Raw genomic sequence first — 18987 nt, 5'->3', positions numbered from 1 at the left:
CCAGGCTCCCTCGATGCTCAACAAGAAGCAATCTCCGAAGATCGACGCCGCGGTAGCGAAATCGGTCGACTTCGAAATCACGATCTCCGACCTTGCACAACGCAGCGAGCGTCGCGCGTGGATGGTGGCGTTCTGCGCGATTTCGCTGTCGCTGATCCTCGCCGGCGGCTATTTCTACATGCTGCCGTTGAAGGAAAAGGTGCCGTACATCGTTCTTGCCGATGCCTACACCGGCATGAGTTCGGTCACGCGCATCACCGACGACGTCGTCAATCGTCGCATCACCGCCAGCGAAGCCATCAACCGCAGCAATGTCACCCACTTCATCCTGGCGCGCGAATCGTTCGACGTGACGATGATCAACCTGCGCGACTGGGCCACCGTGCTGACGATGGCCGCGCCGAAGGTCGCCAAGGGTTACACCGACCTGCACTCGCTGGACAACCCGGACGCTCCGTACAAGACCTATGGCCGCGATCGCGCCATCCGCGTCAAGATCTCCAGCATCATCTTCATCGGCGGCGACAACGGCACGACACCAAAGGGGGCGACCGTCCGCTTCCAGCGCAGCGTGTACAACAAGCTGTCCGGGCAAACCGTACCGCTGGACAACAAGATTGCCACGCTGGCGTTCTCGTACAAGCCGAACCTGAAGATGGACGACCAATACCGCGTGGAGAATCCGCTCGGCTTCCAGGTCACCGATTACCGGGTGGACAGCGACTACGCCGAACCCCCGCCGCCGGAAAGCGAGGCACCCGCCGCGACGCAGGCTCCCGCCGCCGCACCGGGGCCCGCGCAGCAGCCGCCGGCTTCCTTGGAAGCGCTGCCGCAGTCGCCGATCCCTGTCGATAACGCGCCGGCCGCTGGCATGCCTGCACAAACGGCCGCGCCGCAGAGCGTCGCCACCGTCCAACCGAACGCCGCCAACGGAGGGCGCCGTCGATGAAGCATCGAACCTTGCTACGGCTGTCGCTGGCCGCGTGCCTTGTCGCGACCGGCCTGACGGGTGTCGTCCGCGCGCAGGTGGTCACGCCTTACCAGTACGAGCCGGACAAGATCTACACGGTCCGCACCGGCCTCGGTATCACGACGCAGATCGAACTCAGTCCGAACGAGAGGATCCTCGACTACAGCACCGGTTTCAGCAGTGGCTGGGAGCTCACGCGGCGCGACAACGTGTTCTACGTCAAGCCGAAGAACGTCGACGTCGATACGAACATGATGATTCGTACCGCGACACACTCGTACATCTTTGAACTGAAGGTGGTCGCCACCGACTGGAAGACGCTCGAGCAGGCCCGTCGTGCGGGCGTGCAGTACAAGATCACCTTCACCTATCCATCCGATACCAGCTTCATGGCCGAGACCAAGAAGGTGGCGGAGACACCCGAGCTCGACACCGCGCTGGTCAAGGGGCGCGACTACAACTTCGATTACGACTACGCCATGAAGCGCAAGACCGCGCCATGGCTGGTGCCGATCAACGTCTATGACGACGGCCGCTTCACCTACATCAAGATGCCCGACCTGAAGCAGTTCCCCACCGGGAACTTCCCGACGGTCTACATGCGTGAAAAGGAACACGGCGAGGATTCGGTGGTGAACACCACGGTCGAGGGCAACACCATCGTTGTCCACGGCACGTACAACTACCTGGTCATCCGGCACGACGACAACGTCGTGGGTCTGCGAAGGAACACGAAGAAGTGAGCCCGAATAATCCTTATCACCCGGACGACGAGACCCGCGACGACCACGTGCCGCCGCCGGAAGAGGGCGGCGAGCACGTCGACCCGCTCGCAGGCAATCCGTATTCGACCCAGCGTCGGCAGGCGCCGCCGCCAGACCTCGACGCCGGCGCGCCGCAACTTGCCGCGGCCGATGTCCGCCGGATGAACCGTCGTGCCCTCGCGTTCCTTGCCGGCATCGTCGCGTTGCTGCTTTTCGCTGCCTGGTTCTTCATGAGCGGCGGCAGCTCCACGCCGGCGCCGAAAAAGACCAAGGCGGAAGAGACGGTCACCATTCCGGAAGCGCCCAGGGTCGCACCGGTGCCGGAGCCGGCACCCCGTCTTCCCGAACCGATCGCGCTGGCGCCGCCTCCGCCGCTGCCTTCCACGCTCCCGCCGCGTCAGGCGGCCATGCCGCCGGCGCGCACGGGCCCGTCGCTCATGGAGCGCCGCATGATGGACACCGAAGCGGCGCAGATCGCGGGTGGTACCGGGCAATCGACAGGTGGTGGCGGTCGGGGTGGTCCCGGCGGCGCGTTCGGAATGATTCCCGGGATGCCGGGCGCAGTGGGGGGCGGCGGTGTTCCGGTGAACTCCGCTTACAGCGCCAAGGAGCTGCCGGACGTCTCCAACGCCTCGCCGCTTACCCACCCCGATACGCTGATGCTGCGCGGCACCTTCATCCGCTGCGTGCTCGAAACAAAGATCATCACCGACATCCCCGGATTCACGTCCTGCGTGGTCACCGAACCGGTGTATTCGTTCACCGGCAAGCGACTGCTCCTGCCGAAGGGCTCGAAGGTGCTGGGCAAGTACGAGATGGAGCCGAACGGCCCGCGCGTCGCCGTGATCTGGGACCGCATCGTCACACCTACCGGCATCGACGTGAACATGGCCAGCCCGGGTATCGATACCTTGGGCGGTGCCGGCCATCCCGGTCACTACAACGCCCACTGGGGCAGCCGTATCGGCGCCGCGCTGCTGATCTCACTGCTCAGCGATGCCTTCAAGTACGAGGCCGCCGAGCATGGCCCGCGCCAGACCACCATCAGCAATGGCGTGGTCACGCAGAGCCCGTTCGAGAGCAACACCGCGGCGACGATCCAGCAGATCGCCAATTCGGCTGTGCAGCGTGCGGTCAATCGCCCGGCCACCGTCACGATCAACCAGGGCACGGTGCTCGCCATCTACGTCGCCAAGGACGTGGACTTCAGCGGCGTGGTGGCGCGGTACTGACCGATGAACGAACCCGCACTCGCCGCCATCGGCAACGACTTCCTGGATTACCAGTACGAAGTGCTGGGTATTCGGGACTACCTTTCGTCGTCCGACGTCACCGAAATCTGCATCAACAAGCCGGGTGAGCTTTACCTGGAGCGTCGCGGCAAGTGGGAGCGCATGGACGTGCCGTCGCTCACCTTCGACCGGGCACGGCAGTTCTGTACGGCCGTGGTCAACGAAAGCAATACGGGTCAGCGCATCACCGATGTGGACCCGGTGGTGTCGCTGACCTTCCCGACCGGACAGCGTGCGCAGTTCGTGATTCCGCCCGCCTGCGAAGCCGGGCGGGTCTCGATCACGATCCGCCTGCCGTCGCGCCAGAGCAAGACCTTGGCGCAGTACCAGGAGGATGGCTTCTTCGACCAGATCCTCGAAGGTGCGAACACCGTCGCCGAAGCGGACCGGGAGCTGCTGGAGTTGCGCGCGGAACGCCGCTACGCGGATTTCTTCCGCCACGCGGTGCTGAGCAAGAAGAACATCGTCGTTGCCGGTGCCACCGGCAGCGGCAAGACCACCTTCATGAAGTCCCTGGTGGGACACATCCCCGCGGACGAGCGCCTCGTCACCATCGAGGACGCGCGCGAACTGTTCATCGACCAGCCGAACGTCGTGCACCTGCTGTATTCGAAGGGCGGACAGAGCGCGAGCAACATCACTGCAAAGAGTTGCATGGAAGCCTGCCTGCGCATGAAGCCCGACCGGATCATCCTGGCCGAGCTTCGCGGCGACGAGTCGTTCTACTTCATCCGCAACTGCGCCTCGGGCCATCCCGGATCGATCACCAGTTGCCACGCGGGCAGTGTCGAACAGACCTGGGACCAGCTGGGCCTGATGGTGAAAGCGTCCAACGAAGGCGCGGGGCTTGAGTTCTCCACGATCAAGCGATTGTTGATGCTCACGATCGACATCGTCGTACACATCAAGGCACACGCCGGGCGCCGCCACATTACCGGCATCGACTTCAACCCCGCTCGGGGCCTGGCTCCGGACGGGGGGTAACACGCGAAACACATCGGTCATCAGACAGGAGTTGTAACGGTGCTACCAGGATTGGAAATGATGGCTTGCCCCAACCTCGCCGTACCGGCGGAGGTGATGCAGCACGTCGTGAACGTCGAATCGTCGCGCAACCCGTACGCCATCGGCGTCGTGGGCGGCCAACTCGTGCGCCAGCCGGAAAATCTCGGCGAAGCCGTGGCGACCGCGCGCATGCTCGAAGCGAAGGGTTACAACTATTCGCTCGGCGTCGCCCAGGTGAATCGTGCGAACCTCGGCAAGTTCGGTCTCGATACCTACGAGAAGGCGTTCGACGTGTGCCCGAACCTGGTCGCGGGATCGCAGATCCTCGCGCAGTGCTATGCCAGCGCCGGTGGCGACTGGGGCAAGGCCTTCAGCTGCTACTACTCCGGGAACTTCACCACCGGCTACCAGGACGGCTACGTTCAGAAGATCTTCGACTCGATGGCGCGCCAGGGCGCGCTGGTGGCGAATGCCATACCGATACCGCTGGTAACCAAGCCTATGACAACGGTCAAGGGAACACCTGTTCGTCCCGTCGACGGCTCCGCCTACCGCGTCGCCATGCGTAGCGTGGCCGATGCCGCACTCGCGGCCGCCATGGCGCCCGCCGTCGCCAAGGTGGCAGGGGTTCCGCCGCCGAGCCGGGCGATCGTACCCGGTCCCAATTCCGCCGTGGCCGACACACTGCCCGACGCCGCGTCCATCGCGCAGGCGTTGCAAGCGGCGCAGGCGGCGCAGAACCAGGTGATGCCGCTCGTTCCGGGGAATGGGGCCATCCCGCTTCCGGGTGGGACCCTGCCGACGCCTGTGCCGCCCGCCACTCCGGGCAGGATTCCCATCGATCCGGCGACGGCGGCCGTGATGTCGCAGATCGGCGTGTCGTCCAACCCGACAGGGACCGGTCCCGCCGACGACAACGGCGTTTTCGAACCCCAGGTGCAGGGACCCAACGACCCGGCACCCTCCTCCGTCGCCACGCCCACGGCGCCCACCACACCCGCCGGCGATCCGGCGGACCTTCGCCGTGGAGGAGCCGATGGCGCCTTCGTTTTCTGACCTGCTTCCGCCGTCAGGGGAAGCCTGTCATCGCGAAACCGGCTGCCTTATTCGTAGCCGTCCTCAACCCGGCCGCAAACAATCGGCCGCATCCAGCCCAGCACCACGAAGGAATCACGAGATGTCCAACCTGCCCAGCATCCCGAACGACCGCGCGTCACTCAACAAGATGGCGATCTTCCTCATGATCGCCGCCGCCCTGCTCCTGCCCTCGATCGGCCTGGCCCAGGACGTGACCGAAACCTCGAAGAAGGTCTGCGGCTTCTTCCAGAACATCAATTCGCTGCTGAACGCCGCGTCTATCGTAGTCGTGACCATCGCAGTGATCTTCTCCGGCTACCAGATCGCCTTCGCCCATAAGCGTATCGCCGATGTCGCCCCGGCCCTCGTAGGTGGCGTACTGATCGGCGCTGCCGCCCAGGTGGCGAAGATGGTCGTCGGCGGTAGCGGCGACTCGACCGCCTGCACCTCCAGCAGCGGTGGCGCAGCCACCACGTTCCTCATGGAGTCGCTGCAGACCGCCATGCACCTGCTGCACTTCCATGCATAAGAATGCGCTCTTCCGCGGCTGCACGCGCCCACCCATGTTCATGGGCGTGCCCTATGTGCCCTTCTTCGTAGGGGCAGGCAGCGGTTTGCTGATGGCGATGTACTTCAACATGTGGTTCCTGCTGTGGATTCCCACCTCCATCTTCGTGATGCGCCAGATGGCCCGTCGCGACGAGATGATCTTCCGGCTGCTCGGACTGCGCCTGCAGTTCCGGACGCGGGTGAGGAACCTGGCGGAGCACGACGGCACGTGGGTGTTCACACCCAACAGTTATCGCGAGCCCGGCAGGGCGAAACGATAAGGCATCCCTCGCCCTGGCAGCCCTGCTGCCAGGGCCTTTCCAGAGCGTCTCACGGTAGACACCAGCCATGTTCATTCCAGATGCAGCGATCGGCGAATTCATTCCATTTTCGACCCATGTCTCGCCGACCGTCCTCAAGACGACGGGGGGCGACTTTCTGCTCGTGTGGCGCCTCGGCGGCCTGCCCTTCGTAGGCAGGGAGGAATGGGAGATCGAACACCGTCATAACACCTTCAACCGCATGCTGCAGACACTGCGTGCGCCGGATTTCGTGAACGTGGCGTTCTGGGTCCACGACGTCCGTCGCCGCCGTGGCATCAAGGACAAGAGCCGGTTCGAGCATCGCTTCAACCAGGATCTGTCCGACGGTTACTACGAGTCGCTGTCCGGTCAGAAGCTCATGCAGAACGAGCTATATCTCACGATGATCTATCGCCCCGTGGTATCGGGTAAGCGATTCGTCGAGAAGTCCTCCAACGCCGAACGGCTCCAGTCCGAGCAAGCGCAGGCGGTCGCTACGATCCTGGAGCTTGCGGGCAACGTGGAGGCCGTGCTCAAGGATTACGCCCCCAGCCGCATGGGCATGTACGAAGCCCCGAACGGCGTGGTGTTCTCCGAAGTGCTCGAACTCTACGGCTACATTCTCAACCGCCTGGACGAGCCGGTGCCGGTACTCACCGCCGCCGTCAAGGACTACCTGCCGGTCAGCCGCCAGCGTTTCTCGTCGAAGACAGGCGATTTCGTGTTGACCACGCCGAACGGCGTCAACCATTTCGGCGCCATCCTCAACATCAAGGAATACGTCGAAGGCACTTATCCGGGCATCCTCAATGGACTGAAATACCTCGATTTCGAATACGTCATCACCCATTCCTTCAGCCCGATGGGCCGTCAGGACGCACTCAAGGCGCTGGAGCGCACCAAGGGCATGATGATTTCCTCCGGCGACAAAGCCGTGAGCCAGATCATCGAGATGGACCAGGCCATGGACCAGCTCGCGTCGGGCAATTTCGTGCTCGGCGAGTACCACTTCACCATGGCCGTGTACTCGACCGCCCAGGAAATGTTGTCGCAGCAGATCGCCGCCACTCGCGCGGAACTGTCCAACGCCGGCTTCGTCTCCGTGAAGGAAGACCTGGCCGTCACTTCGGCCTTCTACGCGCAGTTCCCCGGCAACTGGAAATACCGGACGCGGCTCGCCAACGTCAGTTCGCTCAACTTCCTCGGCCTGTCGCCGCTGCACAACTTCGCCACGGGGAAGAAGCAGAACAATCCCTGGGGCGATTGCGTCACTACGCTGCAGACCACCAATGGCCAGCCGTACTTCTTCAACTTCCACGCCACCCATCCTGCCGAGAACTCCTACGGGGAGAAGGCTATCGCCAACACGATGGTCATCGGCAAGTCCGGTACCGGCAAGACGGCGCTGATCAACTTCCTCCTGAGCCAGGTGCAGAAACTCGATCCTGCGCCCACCATCTTCTTCTTCGACAAGGATCGCGGCGCGGAGATCTTCGTGCGCGCCTGCGGCGGCAACTACCTCGCCCTGGAGAACGGCAAGCCCACCGGGTTCAATCCGTTCCAGTGCGAGCGTACCGAGGAGAACGTGCAGTTCCTGGCCGATCTCATCAAAGTGCTGGCCGGCAAGAGCGTCTATAGCTCGCGCGAGGAAGAGGACATCTACCGCGCCGTGGAGGCCGTCCTCGACATTCCGATGCACCTGCGCAGCATGACGAACTTTCAGAAGAACCTGCCGAACCTCGGCGACGACGGTCTCTTCATCCGCATGCGCAAGTGGACTGCGGGGAATTCGCTTGGCTGGGTCTTCGACAATCCACAGGACACGGTGGACCTGTCGCGGGCCAACATCATCGGTTTCGACTACACCGAAATCATCGACAATGCGGAAGTCCGCGCGCCGGTCATCAACTACCTCCTGCATCGCCTCGAGGCCCTGATCGACGGCCGCCGGCTCATCTACGTCATGGACGAGTTCTGGAAGATCCTCGACGGCAAGGGAGGCCTCAAGGAATTCGCCAAGAACAAGCAGAAGACCATCCGTAAACAGAACGGCATGGGCATTTTCGCTACGCAGAGCCCGGAAGATGCGCTGGCCAGCGACATCTCGGCGGCGCTCATCGAGCAGACCGCCACGATGATCCTGCTGCCTAACCCTAACGCCAGCCGCGAGGATTACGTGGACGGCCTCAAGCTCACCGATGCCGAGTACCAGGTGGTCGTGAGCCTGGACGAGCGCTCGCGCCGCTTCCTCGTCAAGCAAGGCCATGCCTCGGCCGTATGCCAGCTGAACCTGCGCGGCATGGATGACGCGTTGGCGGTCATTTCCGCATCCACGGACAACATCGAGATCATGCACGAGGTACTGGCCCGCCAGGCGGAAATCGAAGGCGTCAAGCCTGACGACCTGACGCCGGACCAGTGGCTGCCCTCGTTCTACGAAAACCGGAAAGGCAGCGGCAAGAAGCCGTCGCCCGCCGCCCCCACGACACGCCCTGCCCGCTCGGCGGCTCGCTGACCCTGGAGACCACCATGGCTATCCATACTGACAATCGTCGCTACACCTCCCCTCTTCGCCGCTTCGCCGGCATCGCGACGCTCCTCCTTGCCCTGGGGTTCGTCGCGCCTGCGGCGCATGCGCAGTGGGCCGTGAACGACGCCCAGGCCAACAGCACGCTGGAGCAGATCCAGTCGAACACGCATACCACCGCGGACAAGACCACCGATATCGACAAGCAGACTACCGACATGAACACGGTGCTCGGCAAGACGCTCGGAGATGGCTCGACGATCAACGGCAACATCAATGCCATCAATGAAAAGCTGAAGATCGGCACTTACAAGGACAGCCAGCCGGGACCGCGGGTGGGCAATCCCGTGAAGGCGCTTCCAGCGGATTCGACGGTGCTGGACGATGGCACGCGCTGCAAGGCCGTTGCCCAGCCGCAGCAGGACGTCTGCAAACAGATTATCGATCTGGAGAACGCCCAATACCGGTACATGCTGACCATGTACAAAAATACCGAGACGCGGGACTCCATGTTGCGCGAACTCCTCAAGGAACGTGAGGCGATCACGGACAAAGACCCGAACCAGTTCGGCAAGCTCGAGGACAACACGAACAAGCTCACCGCGCTCTACAACCTCATCGCTCTCGACCAGCAGCAGATGCAGACGGTGAACTACGCTTATGAAGCGAACCTGCGCTTCCTGCGTTCCCAGCAGACCATCGCAGCCAACGCCGCGAGCACCGGCAAGAACCCCTCCAAGTGGGACTCGATCTCTTTGCCGGGGATCGGCGACGTGAACATCGGCAGCGCCATCAGCGGCCTCGCGACCGGCGCCGCGCTCAAGGCGAGCCTGGAGGAGGTGCAGACGGCCAAACCCAATGGCATGCAGACCCTTGGCATTGGTAAGTCCAATGGCTTCTGACCGACTTCTCGACATCATCACGAACGGAATACCGCGTCATGGTTGACTTCATGAGCACCCTCACAGGCCACCCGGCCCTGGCCATGTTCGCCGGTCCATTGGATTCGGCGACCCAGTTCGTCTTCTTCCAGACGATCAACGACTTCCTTCGCACTGAAATCGATATCATGCAGTGGAAGCTCCTGACGGGATCGGCCCAGATCATCGGGTTCGTCGCGGTAAGCGTGCTGACTGTCTGGATCATGTTCCAGGGATTTCGTATCGTCACCGGCCAGTCTCGCCAGCCGATGATGGTGCTGGTGGGCGACTCGCTCAAGGCCACGCTCGTGGTCTTCATCGCTACCTCCGCCGCCTATTCGTCGTCGTCCATCTACTGGACACTGAGCGACGGCATGTCGACCGCTATCGCCCAGTACGTGACCGGGGAAGACGGCAGCCCGTTCCAGCATATCGACAACAATCTCGCCGGCATGGAAGTCGCGATGGGCACCATCGACGCCATCGATACGGGTGGCAACCAGGCTGCGCAGGACGCAAAGGACCGCGACCGCTGGTTCACCGGCATCGGCATTGCCGGGCCCAGCGTTATCGCAGGCTCCATGCTACTTCTGAACAAGATTGCCCTCGCCCTCTTTGTCGGCTTCGGCCCGATCTTCATCATGTGCCTGCTCTTTGAGCCGACCAAGCAGCTTTTCAGCAAGTGGCTGCTCTACGGCATCGGCACAGTGTTCTCCCTGGCCGTGCTCAGCGTCATGGTCACCATAGCCATGAAGATGATGGCCGCCGTCACCGCCGCTTTCGCGGTGAAATACCTGCTATCCATGCCAAGCCTTGGCGGCGCCGGCGACACCGACGGCATCAACAGCATGGCTCTGCAACAAGGTGGCCTTGGCCTCCTGCTCACCACCATGATCATCAGCGCCCCGCCGATGGCGGCAGCGTTCTTCCAAGGTACCCTGGGCCAATTCAACTCGTACTCGCCGTTCGGGCATATCAAGCCTGAGCCGCCGGGTTCGCGAAGTGGGTATGGCGTGCCGGGGACCCCAAGCTACACGCCCCCTTCCTACACAGCTCCAGACCGGGGTGGCTCAAGTCAAAACGTGGGCCAGAGCCATACATTCGGGAATTACTCCCAGCTAGGATCCTCGTCGGCGGGCTACATCGCCGGAAACGATAACCTCAAACAAAAAGAAACCGGCTACCACCCGAAAGACCCTGGATACACATGAGAACCTTGCGCATGAAACCTCTTCAAGTGATGGCTACTTGCTTGGCCTTCATGGCCAATGCCGCCTGGGCTCAATGCGCCACCGGTGTAAACACGGGTGGCGGCAACTGCGTACCGCCAGATGCCCCTGGGATGCCCGACTACAATTCAGGCCAAGGCAATGTTCCTCAACCTCCTCCGCCCAAATGGAATCTTACCTGGGGCGCTATCGTCATCGACAGCGAAACTGGGGGGGCTGGAACAGTCGTCGGACGTGCCAGCGAAAATGATGCTGTACGCGACGCGACGCGCGACTGCGCCAGTCGTGGCGCGAGGGGCTGCAAGGTCGAGATGACATACCGCAATGGATGTGGCGCAGTAGCCTGGGGAACAGGCGGGCACGGCGTAGCAAGTGGTTCAAGTCAGTCGGGGGCGGAGCGCGATGCCATGAGGTATTGCGAGCAATCGGCTCAGGGCTGCAAGGTGGTCTACAGCGATTGTAGCGCCGCGCAGCAAGTGCAGTAATGCTTCCCGGCCGGCATGCAGTGAATGGAGGGTTGCACGCACTCGATGATTTGTCGCATGAGGATGAGTTAAATGAACAGTAGTGTCGCCCTCGCGCTGTTGGTCCTCCTCTCTTCGCTGAATCCGATCGCCGCTCTCGCCACACAAGCGCCTCGAACCGCCTCGACGTCGGACACCGGGACCAAAGGAAGCAAGATGGACGACCTGAAACCATTCGCGGCCGGTGGAGCGAAAATCCTCGAGTCCACTTCCGGTGACCTGAAGGGGGACGGCTCGACTGGCGTCGTGCTGATACTCGCTCCGCCATCCGCGGGGGTGCCTGAGTCGACAGAGGCACCTTTCCGCACCGTCAAGATCCTCGTTCGCGATAATGCGGGGAAGCTCCAGGAGGTCGTCTCCAATGCGCGCCTCGTCCCCTGCGCAACGTGCGGCGGCATCGCCGGCGATCCCTACGGATACACGCGGATCGAACGCGGCAACTTCACGGTCGCTATCGGCGGCGGGAGCCGCGAGCGCTGGTCCGACGAATTCACCTTCACCTATGTTGCCGCACGCAAGAACTGGTTCGTCACGCATGCGATCCGGCGCGTCGAAGACCAAGACACAGGGGCGCGCAAAGTGATCGACCTGAACGCCGGCGACCTGGGCGATATCGCTTTCGGCGATTTCGATCCGTCGCGTCTTCCGGAGGTGGCATTGCCCTGAGGGGCATCGACCCGCCCGGATGGGTGGGCCTAGGGCGAGCAGGGAGCCCCGCCGAACGTGGTAGTCAGACAGGAGCTACACATGGCGATTGATCGTGAATCACAACTGCTCGCGGCGGCAGCTGCGGCAGGCATCACCCGGCCAAAGGAACTGGCCAACTTCATGGCCCAGGTCTCGCACGAGTCCAACGGCCTCAACCGGATGGAAGAAAGCTTCCGCTACACGCGCAACATCTCGCAGATCCCTGTGCAGTCAGCCTGGCGCGAAGGCGAGAAATCGCTGGAAACCGCGCGCCTCGGTGCCTTGCAGGGACGTCCGGAAAAGCTGGCCGAACTCATGTATGGCGGCCGCAATGGCAACGATCGTCCGGGTGAGGGCTATCTATACCGCGGGCGCGGTTACATGCAGCTCACCGGCAAGGACAATTACCGGGCGGCGGGCGAGGCTCTCGACCTCGACCTTGTGAAACACCCGGAACTGGCCGCGGAATCGAACAACGCGGCACGCATCGCCGTCTGGTATTGGCAGAACCGGGTGCCCGAGAACGCGCGAGAAGACGTCAAAGCCGCGACGCATGCGATCAACGGCCGCTACAACGGCCTGGAGGATCGCCAGGAACGATTCGCTACCTGGGAGAAGCGCCTGACGCCCGACGTCATGGAACGGCTCTCGCAGCATCCAGCCGACGCCAGACCCGCAACACACGCACCGGCCCACCCGCACGCTGCGCCGCTGCTCAAGGAAGGCGCGCATGGCGAGGATGTCCGTCGCCTGCAGAGCAGCCTCGCCAGCCTGGGGTACAAGGACGATCACGGTCACGCCCTGAAGGCGGACGGCGATTTCGGTCCTGCGACGAAGGCAGCGGTGAAGGCCATGCAACGCCATTCGGGCATCGCCCAGGATGGCGTCGCCGGGCACGATACCCTATCCGCCATCGAGCACGCTCAAGACCTCGTCGAAGCCGGCCGGCGTCATCGCCCGCACCATCATCACCCTCACAGTCCCGGCTACCCGCCGATGCCGGCGCTGAACCACGTCTCGCATCCGGACCATGCGCTGTTCCGTCAGGCGCAGGACGCCGTGCACCGCCTGGATGCCGAGCACAGCCGCAAACCCGATCAGCACAGCGAAAACCTCGCCGCCGCGCTGACGGTCGCCGCCCGTCATCAAGGTATGCAGCGCATCGATCACGTGGCGCTGAGCACGGATGCCGCTCGCACGTATGCGGTGCAAGGCGATCCTCAGTCACCCCACAAGCAGGTCGCCGAGGTCGTGACGCAGCAGGCGACAGCCACGTCCGTGGAGCAGAGCACCCAGGCGCTCGCGAAACACGCCGCCCAGGCCACCCACGAACAGCAACAGACCCAGCAGGCGAGCCAGCAACAGGCCTCGCCGTCCCTGCCCCCGCTTTGAGAGGATCGACGATGCGCATCCCAGCCCTGCCCTTCCTGCTCGCCGCGGTTCTGTTGACGGCTTGCGACAAGGCTCCCACTCCGACGACCGCTCCGGCTGCCGCAGCGACACCGGCGTCGACGGCTTCTTCCGCACCCACCTGCCCCGCCGAGCAGTTCGACCGCTTCCTGCCGTTGTTCGAGAACGATGTCGCGATCCAGAAGGCGTATGTCACCGATCCGCTGCAAAGCGATTCGGTCGATCCCAACGCCGATCCCGAGCCTAAGCCGGTCTCCAAGTCGCTCGCCAGGGCCGAGGTCGCCTTTCCGGTGATGCCCAGCCAGGCGGACCAGACGAAGGACGGACTCGTCGCCACCCAGACCGTGAGCGGTCCGACCGAGATCGCCGTGAAGCTGGTCAAGCCGGACACCGACTACCAGACGACGTTCTTCTTCCGGAAGGACGACTGCTGGCACCTCTACCGCGTCAAAGACGATTCGCTCTGAGGGAGGACACACACATGCCATACCAGGACGTCATGAATGTCATCCTGCCTCACCAGGGCAATCGCTCGGCGCATATCACCGGGCATTACGGCGAGCATCGCGCCAAGGGGCCTCACGGCGGTTCCGACTTCAACTACGAAGGCGGACAGGCTGGGATCAACCTCACCCATCCCTCCGTGCATTCGCCGATCGCAGGGGAAGTCACCTTCGTCGGCGGGCAGTACGGCACGATCAAGATCCGCGATGCGGATGGCAACAGCCACGAGATCCTGCATACGCAGTCGCAGTCGGTGAAAGTCGGCCAGCATATCGAGGCCGGCGACGAGATCGGCCACATGGGCGGACGCGGCCCTGACGGTGCCACTCAGTACGCACAGCACGTGCACTACCAGATGAAGGACCCGAAGGGGCATCCCATGAATCCGGAGACCTTCTGGAGCGAACGTCCGGCCCCGGCGGTCGGTGCCCATCCCGCCCACGATGCACCCGCGCACGGGACCAGGGCGCACGCTCTGCGCGAAGGCGCCACGGGTCATGACGTGCAGGCCTTACAGGAGCGGCTAAACGCGCTTGGTGTCCACGATGCGCATGGCCGTCCTATTTCGCCCGATGGCCACTTCGGCGAGCACACCCGGGGAGCCGTGGAGAACTTCCAGCGTGTGCATGGACTGACGCCGGACGGCGTCGTGGGTCCGCGCACGGCGGAAGCACTCCAGCACCAGCAGACGCAGGACGTGCCAAAGCTCGACTCGCCGGCGCGCCCTGGCCATGAGATCTACAAGCAGGCCCTCGAGGGCGTCCACCGTCTCGATGCGATGCATGAGCGAGTCTCAGACGGTGGGAGCGATCGTCTCGCTGCTTCGCTGACAGTCGCGGCGCAACAGGCCGGCCTGCATCGCATCGATCATGTCGAATTGAGCACGGACGCCAGCCGGGTCTACGCCATGCAAGGCGATGCCAACTCACCGTTCAAGCAGGTCGCCGAAGTGTTTACGCAGCGGGCCATGGCGACGCCTGTCGAGCACAGCAGCCAAGCCTCGCAGAAGGTAGCCCAGCAAGGCCAGGCGTTGGCCGACCATCAACAACAGCAGCAGTCGCAACAGCAACAGGCCGCTCGGGCGACGCTGGGGGCGGGGCCATGAGGACGATAAGCAGCGCCACCTCCGCCCTCCTCCTGCTCCTGTCTACCCACGCATACGGTGCCACCATGAAACAGCCCGACATCAAGCTCAACCCGAATCCGCGCATGCGCTACGAGATCACCATGACGGTCAAGGGTGCACCCGGAAGCTTCGACAGCATCGATGGCTACGCGGATTACAAGGTGAGCAATCCGGCGAGCGTGCCTCTGACGCCCATCACTGGTGCCACGGTGGAACCCGAGAGGCACGAGCCCATCGAGTTCAAGCGCGTAGGCGATAACGTCTACAAGGCCGAGGTTTATGTCGACAAATTTCTGGATGAAGACTATTTCGGTCAGGGTGTGTGTCGCTGGTCGATCGTTGCCGTCAGCGCCGGCCTGATAAGCGGGCCTATCACCTTCAGCCCGTCCATTTTCAGCAAGGACATCTTTGCCAGCTCCTCAGTGACGCGATATTTCGCGAACGGGTCCTATACCGACAGACGGATGGAGCGGATCGATATCGGAGCGGACAGCCCGAAGGCTTATAAGCTTCCTGACGACACCTTCACCGTGACGCTGGAAGCGGCGGAGAAACTGCCGTGAGCTTGCGCTCGACCGACTACGCTCTATTGGCGAAGGAGAGTTATCACGATCCCGTCCTGAGGAAGAATTTCGACCTCGACGGAGTCACCTACTCGGCCATCGACACCATCAACGATCCCAGCACGGGCTTGCAGGCGACTGCATACCAACGCCAGGACACGCACGAGATCATCATTGCCTATCGGGGTACGGAATTTGACCGCGAGCCAATCCACGATGGCGGTGTCGATGCCGGCATGGTCCTGCTAGGAGTCAACGCCCAGGAAAGCAAGGCCGCCGAGTTCACCAAACGTGTACTTGACCGCGCCGCCAGCGAATCGGAACGGTCACCCAACCCCATCGAGGTCACGGTCACCGGTCACTCGCTGGGAGGCACGCTGGCCGAGATCAACGCCGCCAAGTTCGGGCTTCACGGCGAAACCTTCAACGCCTACGGCGCAGCCAGCCTCTTTGGCGTACCCGAAGGCGGAAACCAGGTCATCGATCACGTACGTGCCGGCGATCCCGTAAGCGCAGCCAGCCCGCATTTCGGCGAAGTGCGGGTCTATGCCGCGCAACAGGATATCGACACGCTTTCGAAGGCAGGCTATCGCGACGACGGCGGCATCCTCTCGCCGCGCAATCCGATCAAGGCGACGGACTTCGATGCCCATGCCATCGACAACTTCGTGCCGGACAGCAAGCTGCTCGGCCAGTCGATCGTCAACCCCGAGAGCCAGGCCCGCTACCGCGCCCACGAAGGCATGATCGATCGCTACCGCGACGACGTCATGGATCTCCGCAAGGGGCTGTCGGCGACTTGGGAAATACCGAAGGAGATCGGCGAAGGGATCGATCGGCTCGGCCACGAGGTGGTGAAGGACGTGGCGGCGGCCGGCCAGGCGATTGGGCATGCCGCCCACGAAGTCGCCGAAGCCGCGAAGCGTGTGGGCCACGAGATTGCCGAGGACGCCAGTGCCGCGGGTCACGCCATAGGTAACAAGGTATCCGGTACCTGGGACACCCTGACCCATCCGGGCTCCTGGTTCGATCACGACAAACCCGCACCTCGCGTCGACCAGCCCGAGCATCCGGACCACGCTCTCTTCCGGCAGGCCCGCGATGGCGTCCAGGAGCTGGATCGGCAGCACCAGCGGCCGTCGGACGAGCGCAGCGACCGACTGGCCGCATCGCTGACCGTGGCGGCAAAGCAAGCCGATCTCCAGCGCATCGACCAGGTGGCGCTCAACGGCGACGCCACTCGCGCTTATGTCGTGCAGGGCGATCCACAGTCGGCCTTCAAGCGCGTCGCCGAAGTGAACACCCAGGAGGCGATGGCCACGCCCCTGGAAAAGAGCAGCCAGATACTCCTGCAACAAGGCCAGACCCAGCAACAGGCGCAGCAGATCGCGCAGGCCGTCGAGCAACAGCAACCGGCACGACCGCAACCGGGTATGTGACCGGCAGGTGGACACTCTTCAACCGAAACAGGACTCGCTATGAAAACATGGATCTTCTTGGCAGCCGCGATGTTCGCCGGGGCCGCAAGCGGCCAGGCGCTTACGTACCGTGACAACGACCCGTTTGTCTTTTGCACCTATGGACAGAAGAACCCTGCGAAATGTTGGTGGCCCGTATCGGCGGCGGCCGGCACCTTCATGTGGGATCCCTCGTGCGATCCGCCGAACACACCTTATGGCCGTCCCGCCACGCAGGACGATTACGCGTCCCTCGCCGAGTGGCAGGCGATATGCACCGGCGTTGGCCAGGGCGCCTGGAAAGGCGTCGGCACCGGCGAACAATCCCCCTACGATCACTGAGCGACGTTCATGACCAAACACAGGGGATATTGGGCGCTGGGCCTCGTGATCGTGGCCCTCGCCGTGGGCGAATACTTCGCCGGCTACCTCACGCTGCTGCTCCTCGGCCTGCACGACGTACCGCTGGAATGGAAGACGTACTTCGAGTACGTGAAGTCCTTGGGCAGGCCCGAGTTCCAGCCATACGTGTGGAAAATCGAAACGGCCGGTCTCATCGGCTTCGTGCTCCCACTCATCGCCTGGTGCGTGGCGCTGTACTTCCTTCTCAAGCCCAGGAAGCAATCCATGCACGGCGACGCACGCTTCGCCACCGCATCGGACCTGCGCAAGCAGAAGATGCTCTCGCCCGCCCCCAACGGCATCCTCGTGGGCAAGTTCAAGGGCAACCTGGTCCGCCTGCCGGGGCAGCAGTTCGTGATCCTCGCCGCCCCTACCCGCTCGGGCAAGGGCGTGGGCGTCGTGATCCCGAACCTGCTCGACTACCAGGAATCGGTGGTGGTGCTGGATATCAAGCAGGAGAACTTCGACCTGACCAGCGGCTGGCGCGCGTCCCAGGGACAAAAGATCTACCTGTTCAATCCGTTCGCGGAGGACCGCCGCACGCATCGCTGGAATCCCTTGAGCTACGTCTCGAAGGACCCGGCCTTCCGGGTGTCGGACCTTATGAGCATCGCCTCGATGCTTTATCCGGATGGGTCCGACGACCAGAAGTTCTGGGTCAGCCAGGCACGCAACGCCTTCATGGCCTTCTCACTGTACCTGTGCGAGAAATGGGACGACGACGAAGCCAAGGGTCGCCCCGAAGTGGTACGGAGCAAGCCTACGCTGGGCATGATCTATCGCCTGTCGTCGGGCGACGGTACGGACCTGCGCGAGCTGTACACACGTCTGTCGAAGGATCCCAGCCTGAGTGCGAATGCCCAATCGGCCTTCGCCAACCTGCTGTCCCAGGCCAACGAGACGTTCGCCTCGATCCTCGGCACCTTCAAGGAACCGCTGAACGCATGGATCAACCCGGTGCTGGACGCGGCCACCAGCGAGGACGACTTCCTGCTCACGGACGTGCGCAAGAAGCGCATGACGGTCTACATCGGCATCCAGCCTAACAAGCTGGCCGAAAGCCGCCTGATCGTGAACCTGTTCTTCAGCCAGCTGATCAATCTCAACACCAAGGTGTTGCCGCAGAACGACCCTAGCCTGAAGCACCAGTGCCTGCTGCTGATGGACGAATTCACCTCCATCGGCAAGGTCGAGATCATCGCTTCGGCGGTTTCGTACATGGCCGGCTACAACATCCGCCTGTTACCCATCATCCAGAGCATGGCCCAATTGGATGCCACGTACGGCAAGGACGTCTCGCGCACCGTCATCACCAACCACGCCCTGCAGATTGTCTACGCACCGCGCGAGCAGCAGGATGCGAACGACTATTCGGACATGCTGGGCTATACCACGGTGCGCCGCGAAAACGTCACCAGGAGCAAGAAGGGCGACGTTTCCCGCAGCCACAGCGAGGAAAGGCGTGCGCTGATGCTGCCGCAGGAACTGAAGGCGATGGGCACGGAGAAAGAGGTATTTCTCTACGAGGGCATCCCACATCCTGTGATGTGCGAGAAGATACGCTACTACCAGGACAAGTACTTCACCTCGCGCCTCATGAAAAAGGCGGACGTGCCGCAGCTGGCCGTTTGACGCGTCGATCCGACAGGCACCAGGCTTTGTGTGGGAGCCGCGGCAAG

The 18987-nt window shown here is 63.0% G+C and carries 18 protein-coding genes and 1 pseudogene; all 19 read left to right on the top strand.

Annotated features, from left to right (window positions below; genetic code table 11):
* The first annotated feature begins 13 nt into the window (after positions 1-13).
* On the top strand, positions 14-949 hold the full coding sequence (locus HBF32_RS00645) for a VirB8 family type IV secretion system protein (protein WP_166697715.1): 936 nt from the start codon (positions 14-16) through the stop codon (positions 947-949).
* Positions 946-1713: a TrbG/VirB9 family P-type conjugative transfer protein gene (locus tag HBF32_RS00640; RefSeq protein WP_166697714.1), complete on the top strand. Its 768-nt coding sequence runs from the start codon at positions 946-948 to the stop codon at positions 1711-1713. Before HBF32_RS00645 ends, HBF32_RS00640 begins: the two co-directional genes overlap by 4 nt.
* The gene (locus HBF32_RS19565) at positions 1710-2966 is read left to right on the top strand and encodes a TrbI/VirB10 family protein (RefSeq protein ID WP_166697713.1); all 1257 of its coding nucleotides are present in this window, start codon (positions 1710-1712) and stop codon (positions 2964-2966) included. The genes HBF32_RS00640 and HBF32_RS19565 overlap by 4 nt, the downstream gene beginning before the upstream one ends.
* Before the next feature lie 3 nt (positions 2967-2969).
* Complete coding sequence (virB11, locus tag HBF32_RS00630; RefSeq protein ID WP_166697712.1) at positions 2970-4010, top strand: P-type DNA transfer ATPase VirB11; 1041 nt, start codon at positions 2970-2972, stop codon at positions 4008-4010.
* A gap of 39 nt (positions 4011-4049) precedes the next feature.
* Positions 4050-4856 (top strand): annotated as a pseudogene (locus tag HBF32_RS19680) (lytic transglycosylase domain-containing protein); the annotation flags it as partial.
* Positions 4857-5208: 352 nt separating this feature from the next.
* Entirely contained in the window at positions 5209-5637 is a 429-nt protein-coding gene (locus HBF32_RS00620; RefSeq protein WP_166697710.1) for a TrbC/VirB2 family protein, read from the top strand.
* Positions 5630-5938: a VirB3 family type IV secretion system protein gene (locus HBF32_RS00615; RefSeq protein ID WP_166697709.1), complete on the top strand. Its 309-nt coding sequence runs from the start codon at positions 5630-5632 to the stop codon at positions 5936-5938. Before HBF32_RS00620 ends, HBF32_RS00615 begins: the two co-directional genes overlap by 8 nt.
* A 67-nt stretch (positions 5939-6005) precedes the next feature.
* Entirely contained in the window at positions 6006-8474 is a 2469-nt protein-coding gene (locus HBF32_RS00610) for a VirB4 family type IV secretion/conjugal transfer ATPase (RefSeq protein WP_166697708.1), read from the top strand.
* Complete coding sequence (locus HBF32_RS00605) at positions 8378-9388, top strand: hypothetical protein (protein WP_166697605.1); 1011 nt, start codon at positions 8378-8380, stop codon at positions 9386-9388. The genes HBF32_RS00610 and HBF32_RS00605 overlap by 97 nt, the downstream gene beginning before the upstream one ends.
* Positions 9389-9426: 38 nt before the next feature.
* The gene (locus HBF32_RS00600) at positions 9427-10617 is read left to right on the top strand and encodes a TrbL/VirB6 family protein (RefSeq protein ID WP_425482166.1); all 1191 of its coding nucleotides are present in this window, start codon (positions 9427-9429) and stop codon (positions 10615-10617) included.
* Positions 10614-11120, top strand: a complete 507-nt coding sequence (locus HBF32_RS19675; RefSeq protein ID WP_166697707.1) for a DUF4189 domain-containing protein — start codon at positions 10614-10616, stop codon at positions 11118-11120. The genes HBF32_RS00600 and HBF32_RS19675 overlap by 4 nt, the downstream gene beginning before the upstream one ends.
* 195 nt (positions 11121-11315) lie before the next feature.
* Positions 11316-11825: a hypothetical protein gene (locus tag HBF32_RS00590; protein WP_166697706.1), complete on the top strand. Its 510-nt coding sequence runs from the start codon at positions 11316-11318 to the stop codon at positions 11823-11825.
* Positions 11826-11906: 81 nt separating this feature from the next.
* Positions 11907-13238, top strand: a complete 1332-nt coding sequence (locus HBF32_RS00585; protein ID WP_166697705.1) for an XVIPCD domain-containing protein — start codon at positions 11907-11909, stop codon at positions 13236-13238.
* Between the two features lie 11 nt (positions 13239-13249).
* A complete protein-coding gene (locus tag HBF32_RS00580) occupies positions 13250-13723 on the top strand; it encodes a hypothetical protein (protein WP_166697704.1) in 474 nt (157 codons plus the stop codon).
* A gap of 14 nt (positions 13724-13737) precedes the next feature.
* The gene (locus HBF32_RS00575; RefSeq protein WP_240147770.1) at positions 13738-14865 is read left to right on the top strand and encodes an XVIPCD domain-containing protein; all 1128 of its coding nucleotides are present in this window, start codon (positions 13738-13740) and stop codon (positions 14863-14865) included.
* A 65-nt stretch (positions 14866-14930) separates the two neighbouring features.
* Entirely contained in the window at positions 14931-15449 is a 519-nt protein-coding gene (locus tag HBF32_RS00570; RefSeq protein ID WP_166697703.1) for a hypothetical protein, read from the top strand.
* Positions 15446-16888, top strand: a complete 1443-nt coding sequence (locus HBF32_RS00565; protein WP_166697702.1) for an XVIPCD domain-containing protein — start codon at positions 15446-15448, stop codon at positions 16886-16888. The genes HBF32_RS00570 and HBF32_RS00565 overlap by 4 nt, the downstream gene beginning before the upstream one ends.
* Positions 16889-16927: 39 nt before the next feature.
* Positions 16928-17248, top strand: coding sequence for a hypothetical protein (locus tag HBF32_RS00560; RefSeq protein WP_166697701.1), 321 nt, complete (start codon positions 16928-16930; stop codon positions 17246-17248).
* A gap of 9 nt (positions 17249-17257) precedes the next feature.
* A complete protein-coding gene (locus HBF32_RS00555) occupies positions 17258-18940 on the top strand; it encodes a type IV secretory system conjugative DNA transfer family protein (RefSeq protein WP_166697700.1) in 1683 nt (560 codons plus the stop codon).
* Positions 18941-18987: the final 47 nt, after the last annotated feature.

This window comes from Luteibacter yeojuensis (genome assembly GCF_011742875.1).
GTDB classification, from domain to species: Bacteria; Pseudomonadota; Gammaproteobacteria; order Xanthomonadales; family Rhodanobacteraceae; genus Luteibacter; species Luteibacter yeojuensis.
This window is presented reverse-complemented; position numbering and strand designations above follow the sequence as displayed.

Excerpts from the sequence above, each read along its gene's own strand:
- HBF32_RS00555 (WP_166697700.1), top strand. The coding sequence starts at position 17,258 with ATGACCAAACACAGGGGATATTGGGCGCTGGGCCTCGTGATCGTGGCC.
- HBF32_RS00590 (WP_166697706.1), top strand. The coding sequence starts at position 11,316 with ATGGACGACCTGAAACCATTCGCGGCCGGTGGAGCGAAAATCCTCGAG.
- HBF32_RS00600 (WP_425482166.1), top strand. The coding sequence starts at position 9,427 with ATGGTTGACTTCATGAGCACCCTCACAGGCCACCCGGCCCTGGCCATG.
- HBF32_RS00580 (WP_166697704.1), top strand. The coding sequence starts at position 13,250 with ATGCGCATCCCAGCCCTGCCCTTCCTGCTCGCCGCGGTTCTGTTGACG.
- HBF32_RS00585 (WP_166697705.1), top strand. The coding sequence starts at position 11,907 with ATGGCGATTGATCGTGAATCACAACTGCTCGCGGCGGCAGCTGCGGCA.
- HBF32_RS00575 (WP_240147770.1), top strand. The coding sequence starts at position 13,738 with ATGCCATACCAGGACGTCATGAATGTCATCCTGCCTCACCAGGGCAAT.
- HBF32_RS00560 (WP_166697701.1), top strand. The coding sequence starts at position 16,928 with ATGAAAACATGGATCTTCTTGGCAGCCGCGATGTTCGCCGGGGCCGCA.
- HBF32_RS00640 (WP_166697714.1), top strand. The coding sequence starts at position 946 with ATGAAGCATCGAACCTTGCTACGGCTGTCGCTGGCCGCGTGCCTTGTC.
- virB11 (WP_166697712.1), top strand. The coding sequence starts at position 2,970 with ATGAACGAACCCGCACTCGCCGCCATCGGCAACGACTTCCTGGATTAC.
- HBF32_RS19675 (WP_166697707.1), top strand. The coding sequence starts at position 10,614 with ATGAGAACCTTGCGCATGAAACCTCTTCAAGTGATGGCTACTTGCTTG.
- HBF32_RS00570 (WP_166697703.1), top strand. The coding sequence starts at position 14,931 with ATGAAACAGCCCGACATCAAGCTCAACCCGAATCCGCGCATGCGCTAC.
- HBF32_RS00620 (WP_166697710.1), top strand. The coding sequence starts at position 5,209 with ATGTCCAACCTGCCCAGCATCCCGAACGACCGCGCGTCACTCAACAAG.
- HBF32_RS00610 (WP_166697708.1), top strand. The coding sequence starts at position 6,006 with ATGTTCATTCCAGATGCAGCGATCGGCGAATTCATTCCATTTTCGACC.
- HBF32_RS00645 (WP_166697715.1), top strand. The coding sequence starts at position 14 with ATGCTCAACAAGAAGCAATCTCCGAAGATCGACGCCGCGGTAGCGAAA.
- HBF32_RS00615 (WP_166697709.1), top strand. The coding sequence starts at position 5,630 with ATGCATAAGAATGCGCTCTTCCGCGGCTGCACGCGCCCACCCATGTTC.